The organism is Thermosynechococcus sp. JY1331, from assembly GCF_031583475.1.
Classification (GTDB): domain Bacteria; phylum Cyanobacteriota; class Cyanobacteriia; order Thermosynechococcales; family Thermosynechococcaceae; genus Thermosynechococcus.
This window is the reverse complement of the sequence record NZ_CP134180.1, coordinates 549,787-566,971: the sequence shown is the minus strand read 5'-3', so window position 1 is coordinate 566,971 and position 17,185 is coordinate 549,787. Positions and strand designations below refer to the sequence as shown.

The following is a 17,185-nucleotide window of genomic DNA, read 5'->3' as shown; positions in this document are numbered from 1 at the left end:
AACTTCATAATTTCCATTCCTCACTATATCGCAAACCCTAAGGGCAGTACCCCCGTTCGCGGTACCAAGTCACGGCGTCTCGGAGCGCCTCCTCAATCGGCGTCTGGGGCAAGCCCAATTCGGCCACGGCTTTGCGGGCATCGTAAAACATTTTTTGCTGTGCCATGCGCACTCCGTCAACGGGGATGGTTGGTTGTTTTCCCAAAGCCCCCAGCACCACTTCATCGAACCAGGCTACTACGAGGGGAATCACCACAGGAATTTCGCCAAGGGGACGCGGCAATCCAGTAATCGTGGCTAGGCGCCCTAGAATTTCTGCCAGTGTGAGGTTTTGGTGGCCAAGGATGTAGCGTTCACCGGTTTTGCCCTTTTCCAAGGCCAAGAGATGACCGATCGCCACATCCCGCACGTGGATCAGGTTCAACCCCGTGTTGACATAAAAGGGCATCTGTCGCCGCAAAAAACGCAGGATCATCTCGCCAGTGGGGGTGGGCTTCGCATCCCAAGCGCCAATGGGGGTACTGGGATTGACAATGACAATATCTTGCCCTTGGCGGATCGCCTCGTGAGCCACCTGCTCTGCCCAGTACTTGGAGCGCTTGTACTCGCTAATCAGCTTTTCGGGGGGGCTTTGGTAGGCTTCGGTGGTGGGTTGGCCACTGGGATCCACACCAATGGCGGCCACGGAACTGGTGTAAACGGTGCGCTCAATGCCAGCCTCACGGGCAGCAGCTAAGATGCGACGGGTGCCCTCTACATTGACGGCATAGAGGAGGGGGCGATCGCGCCGCCACAGACTGTAATGGGCGGCAACATGGAAGAGCACTTGGCACCCTTGCATCAAGGGCACTAAGTCACTGGTGCGGAGATCCCCCTGCACCAACGCCACATCCCACGCTTTGAGATGGGCAGCCTGCTGCGGTTGGCGCACAAGGGCACGGACACGATACCCCCTCTCGGCAAGGACTTGTGCCACATGGGTACCGACAAAGCCACTGGCACCCGTGAGAAAGGCGGTGGTGCTCAATCTTCCGCGGCCTCCATGCTACCGGGGGGCAAGACGGCTGCCGTGACAATCACATCATCCTCATCTAGGCGTTGCAGACGGACGCCCGTGGCCGATCGCGACTGCGAGGAAATATCCATCACCTTTTGGCGAATAATGATGCCGCGACTGGTGACAATCATCAATTCATCCTCGGCATTGACAATCCGCAGAGCCGCCAGTTGATCCTCGTTACTTTTGGCTTTGAATTTGGTGGCGGTAATGCCCATGCCGGCGCGGTTTTGCAGCCGAAACTGTTGCACGGGTACCCGCTTGCCGTAGCCATTGGTGGTAATCACCAGTACCCAAGGGCCTTCACTGTGCGCCACCGTCTCCTCAACGTCTTCCATCTCGGCACTGTCATCCTCCGGGGGGGTAGCAAAACGGTTGGCGATCGCCGCCGGCAGAATATCCATCCCCACTAGTTCATCCCCCGGCCGCAGACTCATGGATTTGACCCCCCGCGTGGCACGGCCAAGGGGGCGCAGTTGATCGTGACTGGCGCGAAAGTGAATCGCCATGCCCTGCCGCGAGCCGATGATAATGGTGTCCTCTTCGCGGGTACGCCGCACCCACCGCAGTTGATCCCCCTCCTCAAGGGAAATGGCAATCAGGCCATTGGTGCGGATATTGCTAAAGGCCGCTAGCGCCGTTTTCTTAATGAAGCCCTTGCGGGTGAGCATCACCAGATACTCATCTTCCCTAAACTCTTGGACGGCAATGACGGAGGTAATTTTTTCCTCGCGGGGAATGGGCAGCAGTTGGACAATGGGGGTGCCGCGGGCTTGGCGCGAGCCACTGGGAATTTGGTAGGCGGGCAAGGCATAGACTAAACCGCGATCGCTAAAGAAAAGAATGCGATCGTGATCATTACAGCTAAAGAAGTGCTCAACGGCATCATCCTCTTTAATCTCTGCCCCTTTGCGTCCCCGCCCATCGCGACTTTGGGCTTCAAAGGTATCCACGGGCATCCGCTTGATGTAGCCCTGCTGGGTAACGAGAATGACGGATTTATCGTTGGCAATTAAATCGGTGTCGCTAATCTCGCCATCCGCTTGCACAATCAGCGATCGGCGGGGCGTGGCAAACTTGGCCTTGAGGTCGGTGACTTCTTTTTCAATAATCTCCAGTACCCGCTGGCGATTGGCCAAAATATCGCGATAATCGGCTATTTGCCGCTGAAGGTCTGCGTGCTCCCGCTCAATTTTTTCCGCCTCTAAGGCCGTGAGGCGTCGCAGTTGCATCTGCAAAATGGCATCGGCTTGGGCTTCACTGAGGGCATAGGTTTGCATCAATTGCTGACGAGCAAGGGTCGTGTCACTCGCACTGCGAATGAGTTGAATCACGGCATCGAGATTGGCCAGCGCCACCAGCAACCCTTGGAGCAGGTGATCCCGTTCTTCAGCCTTGCGCAGGGCATAGCGGGTACGGCGGGCGATCGCCGCTTCACGGAAACTAAGGAACACCTCTAAACTGCGTTTGAGGGTCAGCAATTGCGGCTCGCCGTTGACGATCGCCAGCATATTGGCACCAAAATTCACCTGTAGGGGGGTTTGCTTGTAGAGATTGTTGAGCACCACCCGTGGGTAAGCATCCCGCTTTAGCTCAATGACCACCCGAATGCCGTCGCGATCGCTTTCGTCCCGCAGATCGGCAATGCCCTCAATTTTTTTCTCGTTGACCAACTCGGCAATTTTTTCCATCAGCGCTGCCTTGTTGGTTTGGTAAGGCAACTCCGTCACGATAATCGCCTCACGGGGTTGGCGACCCGGTGCTTCAAGGGTTTCAATCGTGGCCACTGCCCGCAGTGTAATCGAGCCGCGACCGGTGGTGTAGGCCTCTTCAATGCCCCCTTGGCCGAGGATATGCCCCCCAGTGGGAAAATCTGGCCCCGGAATGTAGCGCATTAGCTCGCGATCGCTGATCTGGGGGTTATGGATAAGAGCCACCAGCCCATCCACCAGTTCTCCCAAATTATGGGGCGGGATATTCGTCGCCATCCCCACGGCAATGCCGGAGGTGCCATTGAGCAGCAACTGGGGAATCCGCGCCGGTAAAACTAGGGGTTCCTGCTGCGAGCCGTCAAAGTTATCAACAAAGTCAACGGTTTCCTGCTCGATGTCCTGCAAGAGGGCTTCTGTGGCCAAGGCTTGCAGCCGACACTCGGTGTAGCGCATCGCTGCCGGCGGATCATTGTCAATCGAGCCAAAGTTGCCATGGCCATCAATGAGGGGGTGACGCATAGAAAAGTCCTGCGCCATCCGCACGAGGGCATCATAGACCGCTGAATCACCGTGGGGGTGATATTTCCCTAGCACTTCCCCCACCACACGGGCACATTTGCGGAAGGGGCGATCGCTGGTCAGCCCCAACTCATGCATGGCATAGAGAATGCGGCGGTGTACGGGTTTGAGACCATCGCGGGCATCGGGAAGGGCACGCCCAACAATAACGCTCATGGCATATTCAAGGTACGAGCGCGAAATTTCGTCCCGCAACTCAGTGGGAATGATCCGAGAAGAATCAGCAGCAAAGCTCATGGGCGTGTTTTACCAAGCAATTAATCGGGAAGCCTTGTTGTTCAGTTGGAAAATTTAATGATATCACGCCAGCCTAAACGCCAACCTTAACCCCTCTCTGCTGCGGCGTTCTAGCCCTCAAGTCAGCCTCAGCGATCGCTGGTTTGCCGGCTCCTATGGCCCAACCTTAACAATCTCTTGCTTTGGCGTTTCTGGATCCAAGCGAAGCCCCTATAATAGCGAAAGACCCTATACGTTGCTCCATCACCAGCACTCTCTAATCTCTCTATACTGTCGCCTAGGCTCCCCTTTTCGAGTCGTGGCGTTTTTCAGTCCCTAGAGCCGGTTGCTGTTGTCAAGACAACGTTGGCCTCCTCAGTCGATTGAACGCTTTCAGACCCATGCAACAATCCGCCTTTTCTTCCCCCGTGCATCAAGTTGGTTACCATGGACAGCCTTGGCTTGTGGCCGAGCGAGATGCCTGTGGTGTGGGTTTTGTTGCCCATCGCAAAGGCCTAGCCAGTCACCGCGTCTTGACCCAAGCCCTTGAGGGAGTGACCTGCCTTGAACACCGCGGGGGCTGTAGTGCCGATCGCGACTCTGGGGATGGGGCTGGCATCATGACGGCGATTCCGTGGGAGTTGTTGCCGGAGTTTGGCGTGCCGCGGCAGCGGATTGGGGTGGCGATGATCTTTTTGCCCCAAGGGGCGGCAACGGCAGCGGCAAAGGGGATTGTGGAACGGGTGCTCAGTGAAAATGAACTGCGCCTGTTGGGCTGGCGAGCAGTGCCCGTGAATCCCAGTGTTTTAGGGCGCCAAGCAAGGCAAAATCAGCCCCAAATTGAACAGCTCTTTGTGGCTTCCAGTAAAGCCAGTGGTGATGAACTGGAGCGGCAGCTCTACTTAGCGCGCAAGCGCATTGAGCGGGCGATCGCCCAAACCAAGGCGGACTGGCGACAGGACTTTTATATCTGTTCTTTTTCCACCCGCACCATTGTCTATAAGGGCATGGTGCGCTCGGCAGTGCTGGCCCAGTTTTATGAGGATTTGCGCAATCCCAACTACCTCACCCCCTTTGCCCTTTATCACCGCCGCTTTAGTACCAACACCATGCCCAAGTGGCCCTTGGCACAACCGATGCGGATGCTGGGACACAACGGCGAAATCAATACCCTCTTGGGGAATATCAACTGGATGCGGGCACGAGCCGCCCAACTGAGCCATCCCTATTGGGGCGAAGCCTTTGCGGATCTCATGCCCATTGTCAATGCCGAAAATAGCGACTCCGCCAACCTCGACAATGTGCTGGAATTGCTGGTGCAATCGGGACGGCAGTCCCTGCAGGCAATGATGATACTGATTCCCGAGGCCTATCAAAATCAGCCCGATTTGGCGGATCACCCCGAGGTGGTGGACTTTTACGAATACTACAGTGGCCTTCAAGAGGCGTGGGATGGTCCAGCACTAGTGGCCTTTGCTGATGGCAAAATTGTCGGCGCTACCCTTGATCGCAATGGCCTGCGACCTGCACGCTACACCCTCACCAATGACGATCTGGTGATTGTCTCTTCCGAGGCGGGCAGCATTCAAATTGATGAAGCAACGGTGATTGAAAAAGGCCGCCTTGGCCCTGGGCAGATGATTGCCGTTGACTTAGAACACCAAGAGCTGCTCACCAACTGGGAAATCAAACAGCGGGTGGCACAGCAGCAACCCTACGGCGAATGGCTGAAAACCTATCGCCAAGAACTTGCCCCTCAACCCTATGGCGAAACCCCCACCCTCGAAAGCCAAACCTGCCTACAACAGCAAATGGCCTTTGGCTTTAGTGCCGAAGATGTGGAAATGATCATTGAGGCCATGGCCAAGGATGGCAAGGAACCCACCTTCTGTATGGGGGATGACATTCCCTTGGCGGTGCTGTCGCAACAACCCCACCTACTCTACGACTACTTCAAGCAGCGCTTTGCCCAAGTCACCAATCCGGCCATTGATCCGCTGCGGGAAAAACTGGTGATGTCGCTGGTGACTCGCTTGGGTAAGCGTGGGAATCTGCTCATTGAAAGCCCAGCAGATGCCCGCCTGCTGCAACTCAACTCACCCCTCATCAACGAAGCGGAGCTAGAGGAGATTCTCAGAGCACCCTTTGGCACGACCCGCCTTTCAACGCAGTTTGCGATCGCCCAAGGGCCTGCGGGGCTTGAGGCCGCTGTGAATCGGCTCTGTGAGCAGGCCGCTGCCGCTGTCAAAGGAGGCGCCGAAATCCTTGTGCTCAGCGATCGCCACAATCTTGCGGGGGAGCTTCATCTTTTGGATGCCGACACGTCCTATATCCCACCCCTATTGGCGGTGGGGGCAGTGCACCACCATTTGATTGCCCAAGGCATTCGCCGTCGCGTCTCCCTTGTCGTGGAAACAGCCCAATGCTGGAGTACCCATCACTTTGCCTGCCTGATTGGCTATGGCGCCGGAGCAGTGTGTCCCTACTTGACATGGGAAACAATTCGCCAGTGGTGGCATAGCGATCGCACCCAAAACCTGATGGCCAAGGGCAAACTGCCGCAACTGACACTGCAACAGGTGCAGGCCAACTATCGCAAAGCCGTGGAGGAGGGACTCCTAAAAATCCTCTCCAAAATGGGGATTTCTCTGATTGCTAGCTATCGCGGTGCCCAAATTTTTGAGGCCATTGGTATTGGTGATGACCTGCTCAACAAGGCCTTCATTGGCACTACGTCGCGGGTGGGGGGTCTGACGCTTCAAGACTTGGCTCAAGAAACAATTGCTTTTCACCACAAGGCCTTCCCCGAACTCACCGCCAAGAAACTGGAGAACTTTGGCTTTGTCCAATTCCGTCCCGGTGGCGAGTACCACATGAATAATCCGGAGATGGCCAAGGCACTCCACAAAGCTGTGAGCAGCAAGAGCTATGACCATTACGAGGTCTATCGCCGTCAACTCACCGGTCGGGTACCCACGGCACTGCGGGATCTGCTGGACTTCCAGAGCGATCGCCCCAGTATTCCCCTCGAAGAGGTTGAACCCGCCAGTGAAATTGTCAAACGCTTCTGCACAGGGGGGATGTCCTTGGGTGCCCTCTCGCGGGAAGCCCATGAGGTGCTGGCGATCGCTATGAACCGCCTTGGTGCCAAATCCAACTCTGGCGAGGGGGGCGAAGATCCGATTCGCTTCCAAGTGCTGACGGATGTGGATGGTGAGGGGCACTCTCCCCAATTTCCCCATCTGCGGGGCTTGCGCAACGGTGATACCGCCAGTTCCGCCATTAAACAGGTGGCCTCTGGGCGCTTTGGCGTTACTCCGGAGTACCTGATCAATGCCCAGCAAATTGAAATCAAGATTGCCCAGGGCGCGAAACCGGGGGAAGGCGGTCAACTGCCGGGCACGAAAGTCAGCCCCTACATTGCTATGCTGCGGCGATCAAAGCCGGGCGTGTCCTTAATTTCGCCGCCGCCCCACCATGACATTTACTCCATTGAGGATTTGGCGCAACTGATCTTTGATCTGCACCAGATCAATCCCCAAGCGCAAGTCTCCGTGAAACTGGTGGCCGAAATTGGTATTGGTACGATTGCTGCTGGGGTGGCAAAAGCCAACGCCGACGTGATTCAAATTTCCGGTCACGATGGTGGCACCGGTGCTTCGCCCCTGAGTTCGATTAAGCATGCTGGCAGTCCGTGGGAATTGGGGCTGACGGAGGTGCACCGCGTTCTTTTGGAAAATCAACTGCGCGATCGCGTGATTCTGCGGGTGGATGGTGGCCTCAAGTGTGGCTGGGATGTGGTCATGGGGGCTCTGATGGGTGCCGAGGAATTTGGCTTTGGCTCGGTGGCAATGATTGCCGAGGGCTGCATCATGGCGCGGATTTGCCACACCAATAACTGTCCCGTGGGCGTGGCCACCCAAAAAGAAGAACTGCGCCAGCGCTTCCCCGGTATGCCTGAGCATGTGGTGAACTTCTTCCTCTTTATTGCCGAAGAGGTGCGCTCAATTCTGGCTCAACTGGGCTACCGCAGCCTGAACGAGATCATTGGCCGGGCGGATTTGCTGGTACCGCGCCAGGATGTTACCCTTGCAAAAACTGCACCCCTAAATCTGGATTGCTTGACGAAGTTGCCCGACACGCGGCACGATCGCCAGTGGTTGCAGCACGAAACAGTGCACAGTAACGGTGCCGTTCTCGATGATGAAATTTTGGCACGCCCAGAGGTGCAAGCCGCCATTGAGAAGCAGCAAACCGTTGAATTAGAGCTGCCCATTGTCAACACCGATCGCACTGTCGGGGCACGTATTGCCGGTGCCATTGCCAAAAAGTATGGCAACACAGGTTTTGAAGGTCAGATTACCCTCCACTTCCGCGGCAGCGCTGGCCAGAGCTTTGGCGCCTTCAACCTGCCGGGGATGATCCTCAACCTCACAGGCGAAGCCAATGACTATGTCGGCAAAGGGATGCATGGGGGTGAAATCATTATCAAGCCGCCGGCCAATGCTCCCTATGCGGCTGCGGACAACGTCATTATTGGCAATACCTGCCTCTATGGCGCCACAGGTGGGTTCCTCTTTGCCAATGGCCGTGCCGGTGAGCGATTTGCTGTTCGCAACTCCAAAGCCTCTGCCGTTGTCGAGGGCACAGGGGATCACTGCTGCGAATACATGACCGGTGGGGTGGTCGTGGTCTTGGGCACTACGGGTCGCAATGTGGGTGCCGGTATGACCGGTGGCTTAGCCTACATCTTGGATGAAGCCGGCAACTTCCCCGCCAAGGTCAACCCCGAGATTGTCAAACTCCAGCGGGTCACCTCTGCCATTGGTGCCGCCCAACTCAAACAACTGATTACTGCCCACCACGAGCGCACGGGGAGTGCCAAGGCCGCAATGATTCTGGAGCAGTGGGAGCACTATTTACCCCTCTTCTGGCAGGTGGTGCCGCCTTCGGAAGCCAATACCCCGGAAGTGGTGGGTGAAGTGGCCACTGACAGCGACAGCAAAGTGCTCAGTCCCCTTTCCTAGAGGATTGGTCTTTTTAGGCAGCCTAAAATTAAGGGGAAAGCCTAGGGAGGGCGAGGCCGTCATGCTCAGCAAGTTATCCTTTCGCCATAAGCTCTTGCTGGGGACGCTCCTGCCGATTGTTGTCATCTACACCGGCCTTTTCCTCTACATTCGGGCGCGCCTGATTGGCCGCAGTACTGCCGATTATGAAAAGTGGCAGGGAACGCTGGTGTCCCTCTACGCCGATCAATTTAACGACTCACTGGCGCAGGTGGCGCAACTGGCAACCACCACTGCCTATGCCCTAGAAACCTTCCCCAAGGTCGATGAACAGCAGCTGTATGCATTTTTGCGCCGCAATGTCACTGTCAATCCCTTGGTCTATGGATCGGCGATTGCCTTTACTCCCTATAGCTTTTCTCCCCGCAAGCGTCTCTTTTGCCCCTATATTTATCGGCAGGGGGGCACATGGCGGCAAAAGGATACGGGAACAATTTACGACTACACCCAACCCCAATGGAACTGGTACACAGAGCCAATTCAAAGCGGTCAGCCCCGCTGGAGTGATCCCTATTTTGATCGGGGGGCGGGGGATAGTTGGATGGTAACCTATTCGGTGCCCTTTCGCCGCCAAGGTCAAATTCGGGGAGTCGCCACGGTGGATGTGGCTCTAGAAAGCCTGCAGCAGACCATGAACATTCAAGCCCTCCAAGAAGGCCAGTTCTTTGTCTTGGATCGCAAGGGACGGATTATCTTTCATAACGATGTCCAGTTCATTGGTCAATCTATTTTTTACATTGCCAAGGAAAACAACCACGGCGATCTTGCCGCCCTAGGCAGAGCAATGGTGGCGGGTCAAAGGGGACAGCAATGGGTCACTGATTGGCTTTCCCAAGAGCGCCAATGGGTCTTTTATGCGCCGATTCCCGAGGCACGCTGGAGTCTGGCCATTCGTATCAATGAAGACACACTGCTTGACTTTATTCATGAAGAAACGTGGGCGGGTCTGTGGATTTTGGGGATGTCCTTTGGCTTGATTAGTTTGCTGACTTGGGGAGTGACAGGCTACATCGTCCGCCCCCTGAAGCGGCTGAATGCTGCAGCCCACAAAATTGCAGTGGGTGATCTAGACATTGCCGCTGAGGTGGACACCGCAACTCAGGATGAGTTGGGCAACCTCGGTCGCACCTTTGTGGATATGGCAGGGCAATTAGAGGAAAGTTTTAGTGAACTCCACCGCTTTAATCAACGCCTCGAAGAGGAAGTGGCGCACCGGACGGCTGCCCTTGAAGCGGCCAATCGACAACTGACCGAAAAAGAACGGGTACTTCATGACCACAATGTTGCTTTGGTGCAGCTGAGCCAATCTCCCCATGTGCAACAGGGACACTTTCGTATGGCGTTGCAGGAGATTATCCAAGTGACGGCAACAACACTGCGCGTCCAGCGGGCTTCGGCATGGGAACTCCAGGGCGATCGCCTCAAATGTGTTGTCCAGTACGACCCTGCCGCCAACAACCCTACTCAATCCACCTACCTCACCCAGCCCCCCTATCCAGAGTACTTGAAACTGCTGCGCACCGGGGAACCCCTCGTGGTCAATGATTTACTCACGGATCCGCGCACCCACGAACTGCGGGACTATGCCAAACTTCAGCGGGTGTATTCTCGGATTGATGCGCCGATCATCTTCAATGGTCAATTATTGGGGGTGATCTGTGTTGAGAGTATTGGCGAGCATCGGGTTTGGCTGGTGGAGGAACGCAGTTTTGTCTCCAATGTGGCGGATATTGTCACAATCGCCCTTGCAGCCCATCAACGTCATCAAGCGGAGCGGGAGTTACTCAAGGCCAAAGAGGCAGCAGAGGCAGCCAACAAAGCCAAAAGTATTTTCCTTGCCAACATGAGCCATGAACTGCGCACCCCCCTCAATGCCATTCTCGGCTTTAGTCAAATTTTGCTCAGCGATCGCACCCTTGCACTGCAGCATCGGCAAACCCTTGAAAAGATCAACCGCAGCGGTGAACACCTTTTGGGTTTGATTAACGATGTCCTTGACATGGCCAAAATTGAAGCTGGGCGTATCACGCTTCAGGAAACCACCTTTGATCTGCGGCGGATGCTGCAAACCCTCGAAGAAATGCTCAAGGTGCGAGCTGAAGCTAAAGGGTTGCGTCTGGTCTTTGATTTGCCCGCCAATCTGCCGGTGGCGGTAACCACTGATGAAATGAAGCTGCGCCAAGTATTGGTGAACCTCTTGGGCAATGGCATTAAATTCACCAAAGAGGGGGGCGTCTCCCTCAAGGTCAGCTATAAAGCCCAAGAACCCCCGCGACTCGCCTTTGAAGTCAGTGATACGGGTATTGGCATGACCGCGGCAGAGTTGAAAATGCTCTTCCAGCCCTTTGTTCAAACCGATAGCAGTAAAAAAGTCAGTGAAGGCACTGGGCTGGGGTTGGCCATTAGTCGCCAGTTTGTGCAATTGATGGGGGGTGATATTCAGGTGCGCAGCACCAAGGGGCAGGGAAGTCACTTTTACTTTGAGATCAAGATTGGCCTTGGCGATCCCCAAGCGCTAGAGGAGGAAAGGGCACAAACCGTTGTTGGCCTGCGATCGCCCACCTCAGCAGTGCGCATTCTGGTGGTGGATGATCTGCCCGAAAATCGGCAATTATTGACCCAGCTCCTAGAACCTGTCGGCTTTCGCTGTCGAGAAGCCGGCAATGGTCAAGAGGCGGTGCAGATCTGGCGAGAATGGCAGCCCCATGCAATTCTCATGGATATTCGCATGCCCGTGATGGATGGTAAAACGGCAACGCGACAGATCAAGAAAGAAGTGAGCGATCGCCTCCGACGCGGCGAAGCCGTCTGCGCCCCGAAAATTCTTGCGGTGACCGCCAGTGGCTTTGAGCAGGACAAACAGGAACTGCTGAATCTCGGTTGTGATGACTACATTGCCAAGCCCTTCCGTCCGCAAACGATTTTTGAACGACTCGCCGCCCAGTTAAATCTAGAGTATGCCTACGAGGATGCTCTGCCCCCCGCAAGTGCTCCCCGTCCTCAGGTGCTGGATCCAGCCGCCCTAATGGTGATGCCCCGCCCTTGGATTGCTGAACTCCAAGAAGCGGCCAAAAAGCTCAATGCCAAGCGCATTCGCGAACTGATTGCTGAAATCCCACCCGAAGAAGCCGCCTTGATTGCAGGTCTTCAGCAACTGGTGAAAACATTCCGCTTTGATAAAATTGTCGAGTTGACGCTGGTTTGATGTTCAGGCTGACGCAACTTTGCCCTACAACATTGGAAAATGCCCGTCAGTTGCACCTCTCATTGACCGCAGAGGAACGCTGTCGCAGTCGTCTCCATTGCTACAGTGATGAAGGGGAATCTCTCTATCTGAAGTTGCCGCGCGGGATGACGTTACAGCCGGGCGATCGCCTTCAGGACGAGGACGGCACAGTAGTCGTCACGGTTCACGCCAAACCCGAACCCACGCTAAAGGTGATGGCTACCACTCCCCTTGACCTTCTACAGGCCGCCTACCACCTTGGGAATCGCCACGTCCCCTTGGAAATTCACACCGATTATCTCCGCTTGGGGGCAGATTCCGTGTTGCAAACCATGCTGGAACAGCGGGGCTTAATAGTAACGTTTGAAGTCGCGCCCTTTTGTCCCGAGCGCGATGCCTACCATGTTCACTGAGTCAGCGCTGTTAACCTTGTTGCAGTGGGTGAGTCCCGCTTTGCCCATTGGCGGCTTTAACTACTCCGAGGGCTTGGAGACCCTGATTGCCCAAGGCAAGATCACCTCAGCAGCCGCCGTACAGGATTGGCTCACCTTTGAACTGGCTTTTGGCAGTGCTCACTTGGAAACAGCAGTGATGGGGCGGGTCTATGGGGCGATCGCCAAGGGCGATTTTGACGCTGTTCACCAGTGGAATGCGTGGCTCTCGGCTGCCCGCGAAAGCGCCGAACTGCGTGCCCAAAATTGGCAAATGGGAACAGCATTGATCAACCTCGTCGCTGCCCTCGATCGCCTACCGCCAGAACTTCAGACTGGTCAGCCCTACCCTTGGAATGTCAGTGTTGCCTTTTGCATTGCCGCTGCCCTTGCCGACATTCCCCTAGAAACCGCACTTCTAGGCTATCTCCATAGTTGGGTCACTACTCTGATCAATGCAGCGGTGAAACTGATTCCCCTTGGTCAGACGGCGGGTCAAGTGCTTCTGCGCCAACTTCAGCCCCAGATTCAGCAAACCGTGCAGCAGAGCTTAAATGTGACTGACAATGATTTAGAAAGCTGTACCTTGGGCTTAGCCCTCGCCAGTATGCAGCACGAAACGCTCTACTGCCGCCTATTTCGCAGTTAATCCTGTCTAGAAAATGATTTCCGTCGAAACAGCCGTTGACCTGATTCAGCAGCATTTGCCCGATTGGGGCACAGAGACCATCTCTTTGACTGAGCCTCAGTACAGCCGACTAGCAGGAGCCATTACCAGCGATCGCCCCTACCCACCCATTGACCGCATCATGATGGATGGTATTGCCCTGCGGTGGGCCGCCTATGAATCTGGTCAGCGTGCCTTCCCGATTCTGGGGGTTGTCCCTGCTGGTGAGGTACCCCCCACGTTGACGGATCCACAGGCCTGCTTGGAAGTGATGACTGGTGCCGCGTTGCCCCAGAACTGCGATCTGGTCATTCCCTACGAGGCTCTGGAAATTCGTGACGGCATTGCCCATATCCGCCACGCCGAACTGTGGTCGCCCTATCAATTTGTTCACCGCTGTGGCAGTGATGCGCCGGCGGGTCAACAGGTGCTGGCGGCAGGTACCCCTCTACACAGTCCGGCTTGGGGCATTCTTGCCTCTGTGGGGCAGAGCGAAGTTTGTGTCCAGCGCACCCCCCGCACTCAAATTGTTGCCACCGGCAATGAACTGATTCCGCCAGACCACGTACCTCAACCCCATCAACTGCGCCTCTCCAATGCCTACGCCCTAATGGCTGCCCTCAAGCGCCAAGGGTACAGCCACGTCAGCATCACCCATTTACCCGATGATCCGCTGCAACTGGCAACCCACTACTGCCAAGCGAGCCAAGCGTACGATCTCCTGATTTATTGCGGCGGCGTTTCCAAGGGCAAGTTTGACTATTTACCGCAACTGTGGCGCGATCATGGCGTGCAGCAATATATCCACGGTGTCGCTCAGCGCCCCGGAAAACCCCTCTGGTTTGGGGTGGATCACACGCAGCAAACGGCAGTCTTTGGCTTGCCGGGGAACCCCGTCTCCAGTTTGGTGTGTTTACACCGCTATATTTTGGACATGCCACGCCTCTATGCCCGCTTGGCCACTCCCTTCTCTTTTGAGAAGCCCTTAACCTACTTTTTACCCGTTAAACTAGAAACCACGAAAACTGCTGAACTGATTGCCCACCCCCGTCCGATGCAAAACTCTGGTGATTTTTTGGCCTTGGCTGACAGTGATGGCTTCTTGGAACTACCTGCCTCGCAAGGGATATTTGCCGCTGGGGAGTGCTATCGCTATTTTCCGTGGAGTTAGGGCGGATGGTTGTCACCACAGCTATCCCTAGCCAACGTTTGCTGGATAACCAAGGGCGACACATTCGCAAGTTGCGCCTGTCGGTTACCGATCGCTGTAATTTGCGCTGTACTTACTGTATGCCCGTGGATGCCGCCTTTATGCCCCCCCAGACCTATTTAAGCCCCACAGAGTATGCCACGATTGTGGCTGAACTGGTGGCACTGGGGATTGAGTCGGTGCGCCTAACGGGGGGTGAACCGCTCCTGCGAGCCGAGTTTGCTGAGATTGTCGCAGCCTTGGTGGCAGTGGGGGTGCCAGAGCTAAGCTTAACCACGAATGGGATTCGCTTGGTGCCCTTTTTGCCCCTCTTGGAACAATATAGGGTACGGCGTTTGAATATCAGTCTGGATAGCCTAGACCCCGAAACCTTTGCCGCCATTAGTCATGGCCACCACTTGGAAACGGTGAAGGCGGCGGTGGCCACTGCGGTTCACCAAGGGTTTCAGGTGAAGCTGAACATGGTGGTTATGGCGGGTGTCAATGATCACGAACTGGTGCCGATGGTGGAGTACGCCAAGGGGTTGGGGATTGAGGTGCGCTTTTTGGAGCTGATGCGCATTGGCTATGCTTGCCACTTGGGGGGCGATCGCTTTGTTAGTGCTGCCACGATGATTGAGCGCTTGCGTCAGCATTATGATCTGCGACCTGTGCCACGTCCTTTGGATTCCACTTCGTTTAACTTTGAGACGGCCTGTGGCGGGCAGATTGGTTTTATCGCTTCAGAATCCCAACCCTTTTGTGGCCACTGCTCCCGTTGGCGCTTGTCTGCGGATGGTGTCCTGCGAGCGTGCCTGTTTAAGGAGGCGGGGGTGTCCCTACGGGGCTTAAGTCAAAGGGAGCGGTATGTCGCCTATGAGCAAGTGTTGGGCATGAAACCCAGCTTGCGCGGAACAGAAGTTCACCATGCGATGCACCAGATTGGAGGCTAGGAGGATGCTCTCCCACATCAATGAGAACCAGCAACCCCAGATGGTGGATATTAGCGAGAAGGCCGTGAGCGATCGCCGAGCGGTGGCAGAAGCCCTGATTGAATTGCCACCAGTCTTTCAGGCCTATGTGCAAGGGGGAGATCTCTTTCTCACGAAAGGGCCTGTGGTGCAAACGGCGATTATTGCTGGCACAATGGCGGTAAAACGCACCGCTGAAGTCATTCCCTTTTGCCATTCGCTGCCGATTACCAGTTGTCGCTTTGAGACGGATATCGAGTCACTTGAGAGTGGCCTTAGAATTCGCCTGCGCTGTGAGGTCAAAACCCGCGATCGCACCGGGGTGGAAATGGAAAGCCTGCATGGGGTGGCGATCGCAGCCCTCACAATCTACGACATGGCCAAAGCCCTCAGCCCCCATATTGTGATTCGCGAGGTGCGCCTGCTGGCGAAAAGTGGTGGCAAGAAAACCCTCGGCCAATATCCCCTCTACGGCCTTGTGCTCACTGGCGGCCAGAGTCAGCGCATGGGTCAGGCCAAAGCCCTGCTAGACTACTACGGCGAACCCCATGCCCAGTACCTCTACAATTTGTTGGCTCAATCCTGCGAACAAGTCTTTCTCTCAGCGCAACCCAATCAATGGCAGGGGACTCCCCTTGCCGATTTGCCAACCCTCCCCGATACCCTGCCTCAGATTGGCCCCATTGCCGGCATCCTAACAGCTTTACGTGCCTATCCCCACGTGAACTGGTTAGTGGTGGCCTGTGACTTGCCCTATTTGACCACAGAAACCCTTGCGCCCCTGTTGCACCATTACCGCGAAGATGTGGTGGCCACCTGCTATCACCATCCCCAAGAGGGTTTCCCAGAGCCATTGTGTGCCATTTATACCCCCCAAGCTCTGCCGGTATTTGAGGCCGCCTATGCAGAAGGGATCTACTGCCCTGTGAAAATTCTCCAGCGATCGCCCTGCCAGCGGATTGCCCCACCCCAGCCGACCATTACTGCCAACATCAACACCCCTGAAGATTATCTGGAAGCCCTACACCATGTCCGACGGCCCTAAAACTATTCATCTACGCTACTTTGCCCAGTTACGCGAGCAAAGCCAACGGGAACAGGAGGAGCGAGTGACCACCGCCCAAACCTATGGCGAGCTATACCAAGAACTAAAGACCCAGTACGGGTTTACCCTTGATCTGACCCATGTTAAGGTTGCGGCTAATGATACGTTTGTGACACTGGATCAACCCCTACGAGCTGGAGATAAGGTCGTCTTTATTCCCCCTGTTGCCGGGGGTTAACTAAGCGATGGTGATCAAGCAATTTTCCCTAACCAATACTCCCCTAGAGCCAGCTCAGTTGTGGCAGCCCCTAGCCAACTTGCGAGCCGGTGCCTTTGTTAGCTTTGAGGGTTGGGTGCGCAATCACAACCACGGCAAGATCGTCACTGCCCTAGAATACGAGGTCTATCCTGCCTTGGCTCTTAAAGAAGGAGAACAGATCCTAGCAGAAGCCATTGGGAAATTTGACTTGCTGGGGGCGATCGCCAGCCATCGCTATGGAACGCTAACTCTTGGCGAGATTGCTGTGTGGGTAGGGGTGACGGCGCCTCATCGCCAACAAGCCTTTGCTGGTGCGGCCTACATCATTGATGAAATTAAACACCGCCTACCCATTTGGAAAAAGGAATACTATCTAAATGAGCCAGCTACTTGGGTGTATTGCCGTGAGCATCACCATTACGGTCTGTTTGATGACGACGGGGGACAACCGTGGGGGCTAAGTCGTCTCGCTTCAGCCAGCGATGGATAGTGGCGCAACTGACTTGGAAGATTTGAGTTGCTTCACTAATTTTGCCACCTTGCTGGATGTAGGAGACAACCCGCTCTCGTCAGTCCAAGCTATAGCTCATATTCTTGAGTAACATTCATGACGCTTTGAGTATAGCCTAACCTCTCAAATGCGCACAGAAGAAACAGAACTGGCATGGGAGGGCAAGTATGACCAATCAGTTTACCTCATTCAGCGCTGGAACCAAGAGGGTATGCTGTAGGACATTCTCAAGAAACTGTATCAATTAACACCCTTT

11 protein-coding genes are annotated in these 17,185 nt (G+C 55.4%); 9 read left to right on the top strand and 2 right to left on the bottom strand.

The annotated features are described in order from the left end of the window. Window positions 1-37: 37 nt before the first annotated feature. Together hpnA and gyrA are read right to left on the bottom strand one after the other, a co-directional pair. On the bottom strand, window positions 38-1,027 hold the full coding sequence (gene hpnA, locus RHJ31_RS02580) for a hopanoid-associated sugar epimerase (protein WP_302677262.1): 990 nt from the start codon (window positions 1,025-1,027) through the stop codon (window positions 38-40). Beyond that, entirely contained in the window at window positions 1,024-3,585 is a 2,562-nt protein-coding gene (gene gyrA / locus RHJ31_RS02575) for a DNA gyrase subunit A (RefSeq protein ID WP_302677261.1), read from the bottom strand. Before gyrA ends, hpnA begins: the two co-directional genes overlap by 4 nt. Window positions 3,586-3,965: 380 nt before the next feature. Here gyrA and gltB point away from each other — a divergent pair, with 380 nt between their 5' ends. The 9 genes from gltB (at window position 3,966) to RHJ31_RS02530 (ending at window position 16,908) form a co-directional block, all read left to right on the top strand. Next, window positions 3,966-8,591, top strand: coding sequence for a glutamate synthase large subunit (gene gltB / locus RHJ31_RS02570; RefSeq protein ID WP_302677260.1), 4,626 nt, complete (start codon window positions 3,966-3,968; stop codon window positions 8,589-8,591). A 61-nt stretch (window positions 8,592-8,652) separates the two neighbouring features. Continuing rightward, complete coding sequence (locus RHJ31_RS02565) at window positions 8,653-11,835, top strand: ATP-binding protein (protein ID WP_302677259.1); 3,183 nt, start codon at window positions 8,653-8,655, stop codon at window positions 11,833-11,835. Beyond that, window positions 11,835-12,269 carry an urease accessory protein UreE gene (gene ureE, locus RHJ31_RS02560; RefSeq protein ID WP_302677257.1) on the top strand — a complete coding sequence of 145 codons (435 nt, stop codon included), beginning with the start codon at window positions 11,835-11,837 and terminating at the stop codon, window positions 12,267-12,269. Before RHJ31_RS02565 ends, ureE begins: the two co-directional genes overlap by 1 nt. Then, a complete protein-coding gene (locus RHJ31_RS02555; RefSeq protein WP_206200941.1) occupies window positions 12,259-12,936 on the top strand; it encodes an urease accessory protein UreF in 678 nt (225 codons plus the stop codon). The genes ureE and RHJ31_RS02555 overlap by 11 nt, the downstream gene beginning before the upstream one ends. Window positions 12,937-12,949: 13 nt before the next feature. Then, window positions 12,950-14,125 (top strand): molybdopterin molybdotransferase MoeA, encoded by a 1,176-nt coding sequence (locus RHJ31_RS02550; protein ID WP_206200940.1) that lies wholly within the window; start codon window positions 12,950-12,952, stop codon window positions 14,123-14,125. 5 nt (window positions 14,126-14,130) lie between these two features. Next, complete coding sequence (gene moaA / locus RHJ31_RS02545) at window positions 14,131-15,096, top strand: GTP 3',8-cyclase MoaA (RefSeq protein ID WP_302677256.1); 966 nt, start codon at window positions 14,131-14,133, stop codon at window positions 15,094-15,096. A 4-nt stretch (window positions 15,097-15,100) separates the two neighbouring features. Continuing rightward, on the top strand, window positions 15,101-16,159 hold the full coding sequence (moaC, locus tag RHJ31_RS02540; protein ID WP_206200938.1) for a cyclic pyranopterin monophosphate synthase MoaC: 1,059 nt from the start codon (window positions 15,101-15,103) through the stop codon (window positions 16,157-16,159). Continuing rightward, window positions 16,143-16,397: a molybdopterin converting factor subunit 1 gene (gene moaD, locus RHJ31_RS02535; RefSeq protein ID WP_206200937.1), complete on the top strand. Its 255-nt coding sequence runs from the start codon at window positions 16,143-16,145 to the stop codon at window positions 16,395-16,397. Before moaC ends, moaD begins: the two co-directional genes overlap by 17 nt. 7 nt (window positions 16,398-16,404) lie before the next feature. Then, window positions 16,405-16,908: a molybdenum cofactor biosynthesis protein MoaE gene (locus RHJ31_RS02530; RefSeq protein ID WP_225901625.1), complete on the top strand. Its 504-nt coding sequence runs from the start codon at window positions 16,405-16,407 to the stop codon at window positions 16,906-16,908. The last annotated feature ends 277 nt before the right edge of the window (window positions 16,909-17,185 follow it).